The organism is Streptosporangium sandarakinum (assembly GCF_050942225.1).
Taxonomy (GTDB): Bacteria; Actinomycetota; Actinomycetes; order Streptosporangiales; family Streptosporangiaceae; genus Streptosporangium; species Streptosporangium nondiastaticum.
Genome location: NZ_CP192034.1, coordinates 5,171,171 through 5,188,502 on the forward strand (window position 1 = coordinate 5,171,171; position 17,332 = coordinate 5,188,502).

10 protein-coding genes and 3 rRNA genes are annotated in these 17,332 nt (G+C 67.6%); 2 read left to right on the forward strand and 11 right to left on the reverse strand.

Going from position 1 to position 17,332, the window contains the following annotated elements; translation table 11 throughout:
• Positions 1 to 93: 93 nt before the first annotated feature.
• Positions 94 to 627, reverse strand: coding sequence for a single-stranded DNA-binding protein (locus ACQP10_RS24215; protein ID WP_433539755.1), 534 nt, complete (start codon positions 625 to 627; stop codon positions 94 to 96).
• Positions 628 to 743: 116 nt separating this feature from the next.
• On the opposite strand from ACQP10_RS24215, the gene ACQP10_RS24220 reads away from it, so the two are divergent.
• Complete coding sequence (locus tag ACQP10_RS24220; protein WP_179827855.1) at positions 744 to 1,670, forward strand: MBL fold metallo-hydrolase; 927 nt, start codon at positions 744 to 746, stop codon at positions 1,668 to 1,670.
• 53 nt (positions 1,671 to 1,723) lie between these two features.
• Here the strand turns inward: ACQP10_RS24220 and ACQP10_RS24225 are convergent, their stop codons facing one another.
• Positions 1,724 to 2,380, reverse strand: a complete 657-nt coding sequence (locus ACQP10_RS24225) for a hypothetical protein (protein ID WP_433539756.1) — start codon at positions 2,378 to 2,380, stop codon at positions 1,724 to 1,726.
• Between ACQP10_RS24225 and ACQP10_RS24230 the strand changes: the two genes are divergently transcribed.
• On the forward strand, positions 2,288 to 4,198 hold the full coding sequence (locus ACQP10_RS24230) for a hypothetical protein (protein WP_433539757.1): 1,911 nt from the start codon (positions 2,288 to 2,290) through the stop codon (positions 4,196 to 4,198). The genes ACQP10_RS24225 and ACQP10_RS24230 overlap by 93 nt on opposite strands.
• Positions 4,199 to 4,797: 599 nt before the next feature.
• Here ACQP10_RS24230 and rrf read toward each other — a convergent pair.
• From rrf to ACQP10_RS24275, 9 genes are all read right to left on the reverse strand, one after another.
• Positions 4,798 to 4,914, reverse strand: a 5S ribosomal RNA gene (gene rrf / locus ACQP10_RS24235).
• A 175-nt stretch (positions 4,915 to 5,089) separates the two neighbouring features.
• Positions 5,090 to 8,216 (reverse strand): 23S ribosomal RNA (locus tag ACQP10_RS24240).
• 402 nt (positions 8,217 to 8,618) lie between these two features.
• Positions 8,619 to 10,137, reverse strand: a 16S ribosomal RNA gene (locus ACQP10_RS24245).
• Together the 16S, 23S and 5S rRNA genes form the textbook arrangement of a ribosomal RNA operon.
• Before the next feature lie 638 nt (positions 10,138 to 10,775).
• Positions 10,776 to 12,047: a tyrosine--tRNA ligase gene (tyrS, locus tag ACQP10_RS24250; RefSeq protein WP_433539758.1), complete on the reverse strand. Its 1,272-nt coding sequence runs from the start codon at positions 12,045 to 12,047 to the stop codon at positions 10,776 to 10,778.
• Positions 12,048 to 12,289: 242 nt separating this feature from the next.
• The gene (locus ACQP10_RS24255) at positions 12,290 to 12,937 is read right to left on the reverse strand and encodes a DNA-3-methyladenine glycosylase (protein WP_389995935.1); all 648 of its coding nucleotides are present in this window, start codon (positions 12,935 to 12,937) and stop codon (positions 12,290 to 12,292) included.
• Entirely contained in the window at positions 12,937 to 14,355 is a 1,419-nt protein-coding gene (gene argH / locus ACQP10_RS24260) for an argininosuccinate lyase (protein ID WP_346022586.1), read from the reverse strand. The genes ACQP10_RS24255 and argH overlap by 1 nt, the downstream gene beginning before the upstream one ends.
• Positions 14,356 to 14,649: 294 nt before the next feature.
• Positions 14,650 to 15,156: an arginine repressor gene (locus tag ACQP10_RS24265; protein WP_179827852.1), complete on the reverse strand. Its 507-nt coding sequence runs from the start codon at positions 15,154 to 15,156 to the stop codon at positions 14,650 to 14,652.
• Positions 15,153 to 16,145 (reverse strand): ornithine carbamoyltransferase, encoded by a 993-nt coding sequence (argF, locus tag ACQP10_RS24270; RefSeq protein WP_399499152.1) that lies wholly within the window; start codon positions 16,143 to 16,145, stop codon positions 15,153 to 15,155. The genes ACQP10_RS24265 and argF overlap by 4 nt, the downstream gene beginning before the upstream one ends.
• Positions 16,142 to 17,287, reverse strand: coding sequence for an acetylornithine transaminase (locus ACQP10_RS24275; RefSeq protein ID WP_433541939.1), 1,146 nt, complete (start codon positions 17,285 to 17,287; stop codon positions 16,142 to 16,144). Before ACQP10_RS24275 ends, argF begins: the two co-directional genes overlap by 4 nt.
• Between the last annotated feature and the right edge of the window lie 45 nt (positions 17,288 to 17,332).

Genomic DNA, 17,332 nt, shown 5'->3' on the forward strand with positions numbered 1-17,332 from the left:
AGGCGTCGAAGGCCGGGCGACGGCACGATGACCACGGCGGCGAGCCGATCCTCCCCGAGGTGTCCGCCATTCCACCGGCGTGGTTCGCGGTGCTCATGGCGTTCTCTCCGCCCCGGCCTCGTCTCTCCCGGCCGGTGGCCCGCCGCCGCGGCTCTCACGGGACGGGACGGCTCCGGCCCGCAGCGGTGAACGCTCCCGCCCGGGCCGCACCGGCGATCCCGGCGCGGAACCGCGGGCGGGCGTGGACCCGGGAGGCCGTACGGCGGCCGCGGCCGCCCTCTCCCCGCCCCGATCACCGGCGGGTGCCGCCCCGGGAGCGGGGCCGAGGTGCCTCACCGAGTGAACCTCCACCTCGTAACCCGACGCCTTGGATCCGTCATCGCCCCACCAGCGGCGGCGAAGCGAGCCCGTCACCTCGACCATGTCGCTGGGAAGCCATCCGGCGGCGGCCAAGGCCACTTCCGGGACGAACGACGCGCAGGGGATGGTGTCCACCTGGGTCCGCCGGTCCCGCTGCTGCCGGCGGACGATCAGCCGCCACCTGGTGAGCGCGCTTCCGCTCCGCAGTTTCCTGACGCTCGCCGCCTCGGGCAGGCGGCCCGCCAGGACGACCTCGTTGCGATCCATCGAATCTTCCTCCGATCTCTGCCTCTGCCGATCGGAGACGACTCTTTACGATGTGAGCTGTGCCGGAACGGCCGAACGCCGTTCTGGGGAAGCCGGTTCCAGTTCTGAGGTGACCTGTGGACAACATCACCGCTCTCGGCGGCGAGGTCTATGAGATCGACACGAGAATGGCCGGATACTCCGGCATCACAGCGGGATACCTGATCCTGGGAGACCGTCCCTGCCTGGTCGAGACGGGCACGTCCACCTCCGCCCCGATCGTGCGCGACGCCCTCACCTCCTTGGGCGTGGGGCCCGCGGACCTCGCGACGGTGGTCGTGACGCACATCCACCTGGACCACGCGGGCGGGGTCGGCGACATCGCCCGTTTCTACCCGGAAGCCGAGATCGTGGTCCATGAGAAAGGCGCCCGGCATCTGGCCGACCCCTCGCGACTCATGTCCAGCGCCCGGATGGTCTGGGGCGACAAACTGGACACCCTCTTCGGGGAGCTCTCCCCCACCGAGTCGTCACGCATCCGCGCCCTCGGCGACACGGGGACCATCGACCTGGGCAACGGCCGCACGCTGAGCAGCCACTACTCTCCGGGCCACGCCAAGCACCACGTGGGCCTGATCGACTCCGGCACGGGGGACCTCTACGTCGGCGACGCCGCCGGTGTCTACCTCCCGCAGACGGGAGACCTGCGACCGGCGACCCCGCCCCCGGACTTCGACCTGCAGACCGCGCTCGGCTCGATCGCGTTGTTCGAGTCGCTGGCCCCCCAGCGGCTCCTGTTCAGCCATTACGGACCGGTCGGGAACGTGGCCGAGACACTGGAGCGTTCAGCGGAGGAACTGCGCGTCTGGGTGGACCTGACCCGCCGGGCGCACTCCGAGGGCATGGACCTGGACCACGCGGTGGCCATGGTCAGGGAACGCACCCGGGAGCGGTACGCGGCCCTGAAAGACGACGACGGGACGGCCGAGCAGTTCGAACTGCTCAGCGGCGCCCCGTCCAACGTGGCCGGAATCCTTCACTGGCTGAACCGGGTCCAGCCCTGAGCCGACGCCGCCTCGGGTGAGCCCTCCGGCCCGCCCGAGGCGGCGTGGAACCGCTACTTCTCCTTGTCCTTGTCCTCGTCCTCGTTCGAGTCCCCGAGGACATCGCCGAAGTCCGGCTCGATGAAAGCCGGGCCCACGCCGGCCTCGACCTTCGCCGCGGTCTTCGCGGCATCGGCGTCGGCGGCCCCGGCCGCCTCATCGCCGGCCTCGGCCCCCTCGGCTCCGGCCTTGCCCGCCTCGTCGGCCTCGGTCCCGGCCTTGCCGGCCTCGTCGCCGAGTACGGCCTCGCCCGCGGCCTCAGCAGGCGTCTCTTCTTCGGCGGCAGGTCCCTCCTCCGGCACATCGCCGAAGTTCGGCCCGTCCTCGTCGAGGTCCGCCTCGTCCTCGAGCTGGGCGTCGAGTGTGGCGGCGTCGTCGACCTCGATCTCGTCGAAGTCCTCGTCTTCCTCCAGGTCCTCGATGACGGTGCCCGTCAGCTGCGCGTACCGCTCGGCGGCGTCGGTCTCGCCGTCCTCGTCGAAGGCCATCGCGCGGCCGAACCACTCGACGGCCGGCTCCTCGTGCCCCGCCTCGGCCAGAGCGTCGGCGTAGGCGAAGGCGAGACGCGCCGACCACGGGTGCGGACGCGTGTCGCGCAGCTCCGGGAGACGCTGGAGAGTGATGACGGCGGCGTCGTTCTGGCCGAGGTCCCGGCGGGCGCCCGACTCCACGATGGCGAGTTCGATCTTGCCGACCCGGTCGAGACGCTCGGCCTCCTGGGAACGGACCAGGTCAAGAGCGCGCTCAGGGCGGCCGAGACCACGCTCGCAGTCGGCCATGACCGGAAGGTAGGCGTCGGAGCCGGTCATACGGCGCGCCGCGCGCAGGTCGCTGAGCGCCTCGGCGAAGTGTCCGGAACGGTAGGCCGCGATGCCCACGGCCTCGCGGACCACACCGATGCGGGCGGCGAAACGACGGGCCACCTTGGTGTGCTCGTAAGCGCGCTCGGGCTCATCCTCCTCAAGCGCCCGGCCGGCCGCCACCAGGTGGCAGGAGACCAGGTCTGCGAGATCGAGCGGAAGAGAGCGCAGCTCGTCCCTGACGTCCTTGTCGAGCTCGTCCGGCGTGATGTCGGGAGCGAGCGGGGGAAGCTCCTCCCGCGTCCGGCTCCCGGTCTCCTCGCGCTCCGCGGGCCGGTCGTCACGGCCGTAACGCGTACGGGATCCGCCGCCCTCGGTGCGGAACCCCCCGTCACGATCGCCGGAGGGGCGTGCCCCGCGGTCATCGCGGCCGTAGCGGGGACGGTCGTCGCGGTCGCCGTAGGAGCGGCGCTCACCACGGTCGTCACGGCCGTAGCCGGGGCGGTCGTCGCGGTTGAACGGACGACGCTCACCACGGTCGTCACGGCCCTGACCGGGGCGGTCATCGCGGTTGAACGGACGACGCTCACCGCGGCCGTAGCCGGGGCGCTCGTCCCGATCCCGGGAACCGTACCGGCTACGCGCCTGGTCACGATCACCGTACGTCCGACGCTCCCCACGCTCCTCACGACCCTGACCCGGACGGTCGTCACGATTGAACGGACGACGCTCGCCGCGGTCGTCACGGCCGTAGCCGGGGCGGTCGTCGCGGTTGAACGGACGACGCTCACCGCGGCCGTAGCCGGGGCGCTCGTCCCGATCCCGGGAACCGTACCGGCTACGCGCCTGGTCACGATCACCGTACGTCCGACGCTCCCCACGGTCGTCACGACCCTGACCCGGACGGTCGTCACGATTGAACGGACGGCGCTCGCCGCGGTCGTCACGGCCGTAGCCGGGGCGGTTGTCACGGTTGAACGGACGGCGCTCGCCGCGGTCGTCACGGCCCTGACCGGGGCGGTCATCGCGGTTGAACGGACGACGCTCACCGCGGTCGTCACGGCCGTAGCCGGGGCGGTCATCGCGGTTGAACGGACGACGCTCACCGCGGTCGTCACGGCCGTAGCCGGGGCGGTTGTCACGGTTGAACGGACGACGCTCACCGCGGTCGTCACGGCCCTGACCGGGGCGGTCGTCACGATTGAACGGACGACGCTCACCACGGTCGTCACGGCCCTGACCGGGGCGGTCGTCACGATTGAACGGACGACGCTCACCACGGTCGTCACGGCCATAGCCAGGGCGGTCGTCCCGATCCCGGGAACCGTACCGGCTACGCGCCTGGTCACGATCACCGTACGTCCGACGCTCCCCACGCTCCTCACGACCCTGACCCGGACGGTCATCGCGATTGAACGGACGACGCTCACCACGGTCGTCACGGCCATAGCCAGGGCGGTCGTCCCGATCCCGGGAACCGTACCGGCTACGCGCCTGGTCACGATCACCGTACGTCCGACGCTCCCCACGCTCCTCACGACCCTGACCCGGACGGTCGTCACGATTGAACGGACGACGCTCACCACGGTCCTCGCGGTAGCCACCGGGGCGCTCATTCCGCTCCCGGGAGCCGTAGGAACCGCCTCCACGCCCTTCGCGGCGCTCACCATATCGGGGACCGTCGCCTGAACGTCCCCATTCGCGGCCCCCTCGGCCGCCCTCTCGACCGCCGAACCCGCGGTTCTCGCCTTCGCCGCGCCGGCCCGTGCCGTCACGCCCGTTATCACTGTTCACTTCTGGTCCATTCATTTGCTCACCGGCGAGCGCGCCCTCTTCGTCTGTGGATGGGCGATCGCTGTACGGGCGGTCTTCGGCCACGGGATGCGCCCCGTTCGATATCGCTGCCCCGCCCTATCGTGGTCCAGCGCAACGAAGGCCACCCGCGGTGGGGTGGCCCGGCACCTCCAGCCTAGCAACCGCTCAGGCCTCCTATGCCCCCTGCGCTCAGGTGTCAACACCCAGATGGCGAAAGTGCGGCGACGGCTCGGTCACCGGGGCCGTCTCGCCTCTTCGCCTCGACGACCGCCGAGCCTGCCACTCCGCCAGCCGACGGGCGTACCGGTCCGACGACGCTTGACGTGACAAGCGCCCCGACTGGCCCCGCCGCCCCTTGCCGAATGACACGTCGGCCCTGCAAAGCCTCAGCCCCGCAGAACGCGGACACGGAAAGCGGGCACGCAAAAAAGCGGGGCCCCGGACGACGAACGTCCAGAGCCCCGCTTCGGATTGTCCGGCGGCGACCTACTCTCCCACACCGTCCCCGGTGCAGTACCATCGGCGCTGAAGAGCTTAACTTCCGGGTTCGGAATGTAACCGGGTGTTTCCCCTTCGCCATAACCGCCGTAACACTATGAAACACACAAACACACGCACCCAACCCGAAAACCAGCCGGCTCCGGGGTGCAGACGGTGCCTGCTGCCTCAGAATCACACAGTGGACGCGAGCAAAACCAGTGATCACGCGCTGCTCCGGACCCGGCGAAGAGTACAGAGCGCTGCAGAAAACCACACGAATGCTTTATGGTCAAGTCCTCGGCCTATTAGTACCGGTCAGCTCCACACATTACTGCGCTTCCACCTCCGGCCTATCAACCCAATCGTCTATTGGGAGCCTTACCCCCTCACGGGGTGGGAGACCTCATCTCAAGGCAAGCTTCCCGCTTAGATGCTTTCAGCGGTTATCCCTCCCGAACGTAGCCAACCAGCCGTGCTCCTGGCGGAACAACTGGCACACCAGAGGTTCGTCCGTCCCGGTCCTCTCGTACTAGGGACAGCCCCTTTCAAGTCTCCTGCGCGCGCAGCGGATAGGGACCGAACTGTCTCGCGACGTTCTAAACCCAGCTCGCGTACCGCTTTAATGGGCGAACAGCCCAACCCTTGGGACCTACTCCAGCCCCAGGATGCGACGAGCCGACATCGAGGTGCCAAACCATCCCGTCGATATGGACTCTTGGGGAAGATCAGCCTGTTATCCCCGGGGTACCTTTTAGCCGTTGAGCGACGGCGCTTCCACATGCCACCGCCGGATCACTAGTCCCAGCTTTCGCTCCTGCTCGACCCGCCGGTCTCACAGTCAAGCTCCCTTGTGCACTTACACTCGACACCTGATTGCCAACCAGGCTGAGGGAACCTTTGGGCGCCTCCGTTACCCTTTAGGAGGCAACCGCCCCAGTTAAACTACCCACCAGACACTGTCCCTGATCCGGATCACGGACCCAAGTTAGACGTCCAAAACGACCAGAGTGGTATTTCACCAATGACTCCACCGGAACTAGCGTCCCAGCTTCACCGTCTCCCACCTATCCTACACAAACCGTTCCAAACGCCAATGTCAAGCTGTAGTGAAGGTCCCGGGGTCTTTCCGTCCTGCTGCGCGTAACGAGCATCTTTACTCGTAGTGCAATTTCGCCGGGTCTGCGGTTGAGACAGCGGGGAAGTCGTTACGCCATTCGTGCAGGTCGGAACTTACCCGACAAGGAATTTCGCTACCTTAGGATGGTTATAGTTACCACCGCCGTTTACTGGCGCTTAAGTTCTCACCTTCGCACACCCGAAGGCATGCTAAGCGGTCCCCTTAACGTTCCAGCACCGGGCAGGCGTCAGTCCGTATACATCGTCTTACGACTTCGCACGGACCTGTGTTTTTAGTAAACAGTCGCTTCCCCCTGGCCTCTGCGGCCCCCACCAGCTCCGAGTGCAAGACTCATCACCAGCGAAGGCCCCCCTTCTCCCGAAGTTACGGGGGCAATTTGCCGAGTTCCTTAACCGCAGTTCACCCGATCGCCTTGGTATTCTCTACCTGACCACCTGAGTCGGTTTCGGGTACGGGCCGCCATGACACTCACTAGAGGCTTTTCTCGGCAGCATAGGATCACCCACTTCGCCACAATCGGCTCGGCATCACGTCTCAGGATATACGGACCGCGGATTTACCTACGGTCCTCCCTACACGCTTACCCCAGGAACAACCATCGCCTGGGATGGGCTACCTTCCTGCGTCACCCCATCGCTTACCTACTACCAGATCAGGTCAGGCGTTCAGCCTCACCCCAGACCCGAAGGCCCGGAGGGCTTAAGGACCCTTAGTATCACTGGGTTCAGTATGGGCGCATCACAGCGGGTACGGGAATATCAACCCGTTGTCCATCGACTACGCCTGTCGGCCTCGCCTTAGGTCCCGACTTACCCTGGGCGGATTAGCCTGGCCCAGGAACCCTTGGTCATCCGGCGCAGAAGTTTCTCACTTCTGATTCGCTACTCATGCCTGCATTCTCACTCGCACGGCCTCCACAACTGGATCACTCCGCTGCTTCGCCGGCCGCACGACGCTCCCCTACCCATCCACACCCCTCGACAAAAGCCAGGGTTGATGTGTGAATGCCACGACTTCGGCGGTGTACTTGAGCCCCGCTACATTGTCGGCGCAGAATCACTTGACCAGTGAGCTATTACGCACTCTTTCAAGGGTGGCTGCTTCTAAGCCAACCTCCTGGTTGTCACTGCGACTCCACATCCTTTCCCACTTAGCACACGCTTAGGGGCCTTAGTCGGTGGTCTGGGCTGTTTCCCTCTCGACTACGGAGCTTATCCCCCGCAGTCTCACTGCCACGCTCTCACTTACCGGCATTCGGAGTTTGGCTGACGTCAGTAACCTTGTCGGGCCCATCGGCCATCCAGTGCTCTACCTCCGGCAAGAAACACGCGACGCTGCACCTAAATGCATTTCGGGGAGAACCAGCTATCACGGAGTTTGATTGGCCTTTCACCCCTAAACACAGGTCATCCCCCAGGTTTTCAACCCTGGTGGGTTCGGTCCTCCACGCGGTCTTACCCGCGCTTCAACCTGCCCATGCCTAGATCACTCCGCTTCGGGTCTGCAGCATGCGACTCAAACGCCCTATTCAGACTCGCTTTCGCTACGGCTACCCCACACGGGTTAACCTCGCCACACACCGCAACTCGCAGGCTCATTCTTCAAAAGGCACGCAGTCACATCACGAGCAGGGCGAACCCCGCTCACGCTCCTACGGCTTGTAGGCACACGGTTTCAGGTACTATTTCACGACCCCTCACCGGGGCACTTTTCACCTTTCCCTCACGGTACTAGTGCACTATCGGTCATCAGGGAGTATTTAGGCTTACCAGGTGGTCCTGGCAGATTCACACAGGATTTCTCGGGCCCCGTGCTACTTGGGATCCCCTCCAGCAGTCGACAGGATTTCGCCTACCCGGCTCTCACGGTCTCCGGCGCCCCTTCCCAGAAGCTTCGGCTACCCCATCGATTTCTCACTGCTCGTGGCTCCGGCAGAAACCACAAGAAGGTCCCACAACCCCGAACACGCAACGCCCGCCGGCTTTAACACGCGCCCGGTTTAGCCTCTTCCGCTTTCGCTCACCACTACTCACGGAATCACTATTTGTTTTCTCTTCCTACGGGTACTGAGATGTTTCACTTCCCCGCGTTACCACCAACCGCCCTATACATTCAGGCGGAGGCAACACCACATGACTGGTGCTAGGTTTCCCCATTCGGACATCCCCGGATCAACGTCTGGTTGGCGACTCCCCGGGGCTTAACGCAGCCTCCCACGTCCTTCATCGGCTCCTGATGCCAAGGCATCCACCGTGTGCCCTAAAAAACTTGGCCACAAAGATGCTCGCGTCCACTATGCAAATCTCAAACAACACGCAGCGACCATCACGACCCCACCACCAGACACCCACCCCACAAAGAGGCGAGCCGGTATGACAGGCGGACGGTCCCGCAGAGGGAAAACCAAACCAGCGAGCCCGCCCGAACAGCGGGCCCGCCTGGTCCGTTTCCTCAGGACCCAACAGTGTGTCCGGACCAGCGAAACCCCTCGCAACCGCCGTTCCCACTCCCCCAGGGCGAACCCCGGAGGCGGTACTAGCCGGCCAGCGACTCCGCTGAACCGAATAGCCAGTGCTCCACTAATGAGCGCACCGTGCGCGAGACGTTCGCTCGCGGCCACGGCATGGACCGACCAGGCCACCCAGCGGGTGAACCGGATCAGCCGGTGCTCCTTAGAAAGGAGGTGATCCAGCCGCACCTTCCGGTACGGCTACCTTGTTACGACTTCGTCCCAATCGCCAGCCCCACCTTCGACCGCTCCCCCCCAAAGGGTTGGGCCACGGGCTTCGGGTGTTGCCGACTTTCGTGACGTGACGGGCGGTGTGTACAAGGCCCGGGAACGTATTCACCGCAGCGTTGCTGATCTGCGATTACTAGCGACTCCGACTTCATGGGGTCGAGTTGCAGACCCCAATCCGAACTGAGACCGGCTTTTAGGGATTCGCTCCACCTTGCGGTATCGCAACCCTCTGTACCGGCCATTGTAGCATGTTTGCAGCCCAAGACATAAGGGGCATGATGACTTGACGTCATCCCCACCTTCCTCCGAGTTGACCCCGGCAGTCCCCCATGAGTCCCCACCACCCCGAAGGGCGTGCTGGCAACATGGAGCAAGGGTTGCGCTCGTTGCGGGACTTAACCCAACATCTCACGACACGAGCTGACGACAGCCATGCACCACCTGTCACCCAGTCCGAAGAGGGCTCTGTCTCCAGAGCTTTCCGGGCGATGTCAAGCCTTGGTAAGGTTCTTCGCGTTGCGTCGAATTAAGCAACATGCTCCGCCGCTTGTGCGGGCCCCCGTCAATTCCTTTGAGTTTTAGCCTTGCGGCCGTACTCCCCAGGCGGGGCGCTTAATGCGTTAGCTACGGCGCGGAAACCGTGGAAGGCCCCCACACCTAGCGCCCAACGTTTACGGCGTGGACTACCAGGGTATCTAATCCTGTTCGCTCCCCACGCTTTCGCTCCTCAGCGTCAGGTAAGGCCCAGAGAACCGCCTTCGCCACCGGTGTTCCTCCTGATATCTGCGCATTTCACCGCTACACCAGGAATTCCGTTCTCCCCTGCCTACCTCTAGCCAGCCCGTATCGAATGCAGACCTGGAGTTAAGCCCCAAGCTTTCACATCCGACGCGACAAGCCACCTACGAGCTCTTTACGCCCAATAATTCCGGACAACGCTTGCGCCCTACGTATTACCGCGGCTGCTGGCACGTAGTTAGCCGGCGCTTCTTCTGCAGGTACACGTCAACTTCGTCCCTGCTGAAAGAGGTTTACAACCCGAAGGCCGTCATCCCCCACGCGGCGTCGCTGCGTCAGGCTTCCGCCCATTGCGCAATATTCCCCACTGCTGCCTCCCGTAGGAGTCTGGGCCGTGTCTCAGTCCCAGTGTGGCCGGTCGCCCTCTCAGGCCGGCTACCCGTCGTCGCCTTGGTAGGCCGTTACCCCACCAACAAGCTGATAGGCCGCGAGTCCATCCCCAACCGAAAAAACTTTCCACACGCATCCCATGCGGAAGCGTGTCGTATCCGGTATTAGACCCAGTTTCCCGGGCTTATCCCAGAGTCAGGGGCAGGTTACTCACGTGTTACTCACCCGTTCGCCGCTCGAGTACCCCGAAGGGCCTTTCCGCTCGACTTGCATGTGTTAAGCACGCCGCCAGCGTTCGTCCTGAGCCAGGATCAAACTCTCCAAACAATGTCTACAGAGTTTCTCCCGGCTGAAAGCATCCCCGTCCCGGCAAAGGAGACGAGGTGCATCAACCAAAGGAATCCGTCCTCCCACCGAAGCGGGTGGGACGGGGTTGTGCATCATGCACTGGCTTTTAACACACTGTTGAGTTCTCAAGAAACGGACGCGTTCACCGTCGATCCGGACCCTCAGGCCCGTTTCTCCGGGGCGTTCCATTTCGTGTTACTATCTTAGCTTTTCTCGGATTTCCGTGTCAAATCATTTTCTCAAACGACTTGCTCCGGAGAATCCGGTCGAGCTAGGATTTTGCCACTCTCTTTTGAGAGCAACCCTCCAAACATACCCTGACATTCAGTCCGCGTCAAGAAGCTCGGATGTTCCGAATGATCTTGACAAAGGTTGAACGCTCAAGTTCGTTCTGGTGGGATTCGCCTCGGGGCCCGTCCGCCTCTTGGGCGTCCGGCTCGCTCCCGGGCACTGCAGAAGGTTATGCCGCCCATCCGGCTCCGTCAAATCAATTAACCCGCGGGAGCGGAGGGGGTGCGCCCCTCCCCGTCGCCGGCCCCTCCCCCAGCACGAGAGGCGGAGACGGCGAACGCCCCGGCCGAAGCCGGGGCGTTCGCCGACGCCGACGTCGACCGATGTCAGCCGGCGACGACCTCGACGCCCCCGATGGACCGCTTGCCGCGCCGCAGCACCAGGAAGCGGCCGTGGAGGAGATCGTCCGTCGTGGGTACGTAGGAGTCGTCGGCGACCTTGACGTTGTTGAGGTACGCGCCGCCCTCGTTCACCGCGCGACGGGCCTCGGACTTGGACTTGACCAGGCCGCTCTGGGCGAGCAGGTCCACCAGCGGAGCGCCCAGGGCGGGCACCTCGGCCCGCGGCACCTCGGCCAGGGCCGAACCGAGCGTCCGCTCGTCCAGTTCCTCCAGTGAGCCCTGACCGAACAGCGCCCGGGACGCCGTGACCACCCGCCGCAGCTCATCCGCACCGTGCACGAGCGTGGTGACGTCCTCGGCCAGTGCCCACTGCGCCTCCCGGGCGGCGGGCCGGTCGGCGACCGCCTTCTCCAACTCGGCGATCTCGTCGCGACCCCGGAAGGTGAACACCTTCAGGAAACGGATCACGTCACGGTCGTCGGCGTTCAGCCAGTACTGGTAGAACGCGTACGGCGAGGTCAGCGCCGGGTCGAGCCAGATGGCCCCGCCCGCGGTCTTGCCGAACTTGGTGCCGTCGGCCTTGGTGATCAGCTTCCCGGTCAGGGCGTGGACGTGGGCGCCCTCCACCCGGCGGATCAGGTCGACACCGGCCGTGATGTTGCCCCACTGGTCGCTGCCGCCGAGCTGCAGCGTGCAGCCGTGCCGCCGGTGGAGCTCCAGGTAGTCGTTGGCCTGGAGGATCTGGTAGCTGAACTCGGTGTAGCTGAGCCCTTCCCCGCCGAGGCGCGCGGAGACCGACTCTCGGGCGAGCATGCGGTTCACCGGGAAGTGCTTGCCGATGTCGCGCAGGAAGTCGATAGCCGACATCTGCCCGGTCCAGTCGAGGTTGCTGACCAGCGCCGCGCCGGTGGGCCCCTCGTCGAAGGAAAGGAACCTCTCGACCTGGACGCGGATCCGCGCCACCCACTCGGCGACGACGTCGGTGGAGTTGAGCGAACGCTCGGTGCTGCGGCCACTGGGGTCACCGATGAGGCCGGTGGCGCCGCCGACCAGGCCGATGGGCCGGTGACCCGCCCGCTGGAACCGGGTGAGGATCAGCAGCGTGGCCAGGTTTCCGGCGTGCAGCGAAGGAGCGGTCGGGTCGAAGCCCGCATAAACCGTGATCGGCCCCTCGGCGAGTGCCCTGCGCAGCGCGTCAGCATCGGTGGTCTGCGCGACGACGTCGCGCCATTCGAGCTCATCGAGGATGTCGGTCACGATCCTGGCTTTCCAATGTTCGAAGGGACACGTATCACTTCCGTACAGCCTGCCCGATCACGGCCCCGCTTCGCCACTCGAAACCTCCCCCGCGACCGGCCTGAACTGGGGCGGGCAACATGAAAGGCAGCGAACGGAAACGAATCGGAAGATCCCCGCACCGACATCTCTCCTCAGGATCGGAAGATCCCCGCACCGACGCCTCTCCTCAGGACCGGAAGATCCCCCGCCGGTGCCTTCCCTCAGGAGGCGCGCCGGCGCGGGACGTGCGGCCGGTACGGCGAGACCGTCCGTTCCCCGTCGATCCAGAACCGCCAGGGGACGTCCTTGGCCGCCGACACCCCGGTGCGCGGCCCGGAGCGGATGGTCCCGGCCGCCGGAGGGGCTCCCGCCAGCACGTTGACCGGGCCGGGCGGGCAGGCGTCCACCCCGTCGTGCTCCCGGGTGAAGCCCAGCGTGACCGCCAGCCGGGCCGGTCCCCGGGCCAGGTCGTGCGGGGCGACGGCCCGGCCCGTGCCCGCCGTACGGCGGGCCACGGCGACCTCCGCGCCGGCGACCACCTCCCCGGCGCGCAGGAGCACGCCGGAGCCGATCCCCTCGGGGAGGCAGACGAGGTTGGCGCAGAAGTGCATGCCGTAGGTGAAGTAGACGTACAGGTGGCCCGGCGGCCCGAACATCACCGCGTTGCGCGCCGTACGGCCCCGGTAGGTGTGGGACGCCGGGTCCTCGCCGGGCACGCCGTACGCCTCGACCTCGGTGATGCGCACCGAGACCGGTCCGTGCGCGATCACCCTTCCCAGCAGGTCGGGGGCGACCTCGGGGCCGGGACGGTCGAAGAAGTCCCGGGTCAGCGGGACCGACCCGGCCTGGGCGAAGTCTCCCACGGGCATCAGGCCCCGCTCGCCCAGGCGGCCTGGGCGTCGACGGTCTCGCGCAGCGCGGCGAGCTGGTCGCGGACCCGGTCCGGCGCGGTGCCGCCGTGCGCCTTGCGGGCGGCCAGCGCGCCGGGCACCGAGAGCACCTCGCGGGAGTCGGGCGTCAGGTGCGGGGAGACCTTGGCGAGCTCCTCGTCGGTGAGCTCCCCGAAGTCCTTGTCGTTGACCTGGCACCAGACCACCAGGTGGCCGACCGCCTCGTGCGCCTCGCGGAACGGCACCCCCTTGCGGACCAGCAGCTCGGCCAGGTCGGTGGCCAGGGCGAACCCGTCGGGGGCGGAGGACTCCAGCTTGGCGGTGTTGACGCGCATGGTGGAGACCAGGCCGGCCATGGCGGGCAGGACCAGCAGGAGGGTGTCGACGGAGTCGAAGACCGGCTCCTTGTCCTCCTGCAGGTCGCGGTTGTAGGTCAGCGGCAGGCCCTTGAGCGTGGTCAGCAGGGCGGTGAGGTTGCCGATGAGCCGGCCGCTCTTGCCGCGGGCGAGTTCGGCGACGTCGGGGTTCTTCTTCTGCGGCATGATCGACGAGCCGGTGGAGTAGGCGTCGTCCATCTCGATCCAGCGGAACTCCTGGGAGGCCCACAGGACGATCTCCTCGCCCAGCCGCGACAGGTGCACACCGATCATCGCCGCGTCGAAGAGGAACTCGGCGGCGAAGTCGCGGTCGGCGACGGCGTCCATCGAGTTGGGCGCGGCGGAGTCGAAGCCGAGCTCGCGGGCCACCGCCTGCGGGTCGAGCGGCAGCGACGAGCCGGCCAGCGCGCCCGAGCCCAGGGGCGAGACGGCCGCGCGCCGGTCCCAGTCGCGCAGCCGGTCGATGTCGCGGGCGAAGGCGTGCACGTGGGCCAGGAGCTGGTGGCCGAAGGAGACGGGCTGGGCGTGCTGCAGGTGGGTCATGCCGGGGGCCGCCGTCTCGGCGTGCTCCTCGGCCTGGCTCATCAGCGCGGTCTCCAGCTCGACCAGGCGGGACACGATGTTCCTGACGTGGTCGCGGAGGTAGAGCCTCAGGTCGGTGGCGATCTGGTCGTTGCGGCTGCGGCCGGCGCGCAGCTTGCCGCCGAGCGTGCCGAGGCGTTCCAGCAGGCCGCGCTCCAGCGCGGTGTGGACGTCCTCGTCGGCCACGGTGGGCCGGAACTCGCCCGCCTTGCAGGCGCGTTCGAGGTCGTCCAGCGCGCCGATCATGCGCTCCAGTTCCTCGGCCGTCAGCAGCCCGGCGCGGTGCAGCACCCGGGCGTGCGCCCGGGAGGCCATCAGGTCGTACGGCACCAGCCGCCAGTCGAAGTGCACGCTCACCGAGAGCCTGGTCAGCGCGTCGGCCGGGCCTCCTTCGAACCTGCCGCCCCACAGCCGCATCGGCTTGCCACCATCAGTCACCGTTGTTCTCCTCCCCTTCCACTCCGCGACCTTAGCCCAACCTGGGCATTCGGATGTTCCGGGTCGCGGCGGCCCTCCGGGGAAGCGCCCGCGGCCCGGCGACGGCCCCGGCGCCGGGGCCCCCGGCGGGGAGCGGCGCGGCGGCGGAGGCGTCGAGGTCGCCGGAGAAGGCGGGCACGACCCGGTCAGGCGTGATCAAGTGTTCTTCATGGTCTTCCGGCGCGGGTGATCCCGCGCCGGGACACGTGTCGTGGATCTTTCCGTCCACCGCGGTCACCCGTCGCGGCGCACCGTCTAGCCACGGCGGTCGGCATGTCGGAGCAGGGCCTCGGCGACCGCGGTGCCGCCCGTCGGGTCGCGGCTGATGACGAGGATGGTGTCGTCTCCGGCGACCGTGCCGAGGATGGACTCCCAGTCGGCGTGGTCGATGGCCGAGGCGAGGAACTGCGCGGCGCCCGGCGGCGTGCGGACGATCACCAGGTTGGCGGACGCGTCGGCGGAGACGAGCAGTTCCTCGGCGATTCGGCTCAGCCGGGCGGCCGGGGTCTCGCCCGTCCCGACCCGGGCCAGCGGGATCCGGCCGCCGCCCTCACCGGGCAGGGCGTAGACCAGGGAGCCGTCCTCGGCGCGCAGCTTGAGCGCGCCCAGCTCGTCGAGGTCTCTGGAGAGGGTGGCCTGGGTGACTTCGACACCGCTCTCCAGCAGCAGCTTGGCCAGCTCAGGCTGGGAGCGGATCGGCCGGCGCTGCAGCAGTTCGGTGATCCGCGCCTGGCGGGCGGCCTTCGTCATGGGGATCTTCATGTGACCTCCTCCGCCCGGATCGTAGCGGGGGCGGCGGCCTCGCCGTTCCCGGCGACGTCCTCGCCGTTCCCACCGGCGGTGAGCAGCCAGTGCAGCAGGGCCTTCTGGGCGTGCAGCCGGTTCTCGGCCTGGTCCCATACCAGGCTACGCGGGCCGTCGATGACGTCGGCGGCCACCTCCAGCCCCCGGTAGGCGGGCAGGCAGTGCAGGAAGATCGCGTGCGGGGCGGCCAGGTCCATCAGGCGGGCGCCGACCTGGAAGGGCATCAGGTCGGCGACCCGCTGCTCCTTGCCGTCCTGCCCCATGGAGACCCAGGTGTCGGTGGTGACGACGTCGGCGCCGGCCGCGGCGTCGGCGGGGTCGGTGAGCACGGCGGCGGACCCGCCGGTGGCGGCGGCGATCTCCTGGGCGCGGCGCAGGACCTCCGGGTCGGGGTGGTAGCCGGACGGGGCGCCGATCCGCACGTGCATCCCGGCGACGGCTCCGCCGAGGAGGTAGGAGTGGGCCATGTTGTTCGCGCCGTCGCCGAGGTAGGCGAGGGTGAGGCCGGCGGTGGCGCCGAAGCGCTCCCGGACGGTCTGCAGGTCGGCGAGGATCTGGCAAGGGTGGAACTCGTCGGTGAGGGCGTTGACCACCGGCACCGAGGACCAGGTGGCCATCGTCTCGATCCGCTCCTGACCGCCGGTCCGCCACACGATGGCGGCGACCTGACGTTCCAGGACCCGGGCGGTGTCCTCGACGGGCTCGCCCCGGCCCAGCTGGGAGGCCGCGGCGTCGATGACCAGGGGCAGGCCGCCCAGCTCGCCGACGCCGGTGGCGAAGGAGAGCCGGGTGCGGGTGGATGGCTTGTCGAACAGCACGGCGACGGTCTTCGGGCCGGCGAGGGGGCGGTAGCCGTAGCGGTCCTTCTTCATCGCCGCGGCGAGCTGGAGCACCTCGGTCTGCTCGGCGGGCGTCAGGTCGTCGTCGCGGAGGAAATGCCTGGTCATTCTGCTGCCTCGTCAAGGATGGCGGGGAGGGCCGCCACGAAGGCGGCGGCCTGCCCGGGGGTGATCACCAGCGGGGGCGCGAGCCGTACGGCGCCGGGCTGGACGGCGTTGACCAGGAAGCCGGCCCGCTGGGCCGCGGCCTGGACCTGGGCCGCGCGGTCGGCGGTCAGCACGAGCGCCAGCCACAGGCCCCGGCCGCGGACGCCCGCGAGCAGGGGGTGGCCGATCGCGGCGATGCCGCCGGCGAGCTGAGCGCCGACCGTCTGGACGTGCTCCAGCAGGCCGTCGGCGTCGATGGTGTCGAGTACGGCGAGCGCGGCGGCGGCCGAGACGGGGTTGCCGCCGAAGGTGGAGCCGTGGTCGCCCTTGGCGAAGATCGTCCCAGCGGGGCCGACGCCGACGCAGGCGCCGACCGGCATGCCGCCGCCGAGGCCCTTGGCCAGGGTGAGCACGTCGGGCAGGATGCCCTCGTGCTGGTGGGCGAACCAGTGGCCGGTGCGGCCGATCGCCGACTGGACCTCGTCGGCGACCAGGAGCGCGCCGGTCGCGTCACAGATGCGCCGGGCGGCCCTGAAGTAGCCGGCGGGCGGGGGGACGACGCCGGCCTCGCCCAGGGTGGGCTCCAGGAAGACGGCGGCGCACTCGGCGGTGACGGCGTCCCGCAGCGCGTCGGCGTCGCCGTACGGGACGAACCTGACGTCCGTCGGGAACGGGCCGAACTGGTCGCGGATGGCGCGTTTGCCGGTCAGCGACAGCGCGCCGAGGGTCCGGCCGTGGAAGGCGTTCTCGGCGGCCACCACGTAGGTGCGGCCGGTGCTCCTGCCGTACTTGAGGGCCATCTTGAGAGCGGCCTCGTTGGCCTCGGTGCCGGAGTTGGTGAGGAAGACCCTGGCCGGGACCCCGAGCAGGCCGATCAGCCGTTCGGCGAGCAGCACCGCGGGCTCGTTGATGAACAGGTTGCTGGTGTGGGCGAGGACGGCGACCTGGCGGGACACCGCCTCCACCAGCGCCGGGTGGGCGTGGCCGAGGGAGCTGACCGCGACGCCGCCGATCAGGTCGAGGTACTCGCCGCCGTCGGCGTCCCAGACCCGGGCGCCCTCACCGCGGGCCAGAGCGACCGGCGGCACGCCGTAGGTGGGCATGAAGGCGGTCTCGAAGCGCTTCGCGAGGTCGTCCCCGGCAGGCCG

What these genes read in the sequence shown, in the direction of transcription:
- argF (WP_399499152.1), bottom strand. Translation starts at nt 16,145, where the DNA reads ATGACCAGGCATTTCCTCCGCGACGACGACCTGACGCCCGCCGAGCAG.
- ACQP10_RS24275 (WP_433541939.1), bottom strand. Translation starts at nt 17,287, where the DNA reads ATGCCCACCTACGGCGTGCCGCCGGTCGCTCTGGCCCGCGGTGAGGGC.
- ACQP10_RS24265 (WP_179827852.1), bottom strand. Translation starts at nt 15,156, where the DNA reads ATGAAGATCCCCATGACGAAGGCCGCCCGCCAGGCGCGGATCACCGAA.
- ACQP10_RS24255 (WP_389995935.1), bottom strand. Translation starts at nt 12,937, where the DNA reads ATGCCCGTGGGAGACTTCGCCCAGGCCGGGTCGGTCCCGCTGACCCGG.
- ACQP10_RS24215 (WP_433539755.1), bottom strand. Translation starts at nt 627, where the DNA reads ATGGATCGCAACGAGGTCGTCCTGGCGGGCCGCCTGCCCGAGGCGGCG.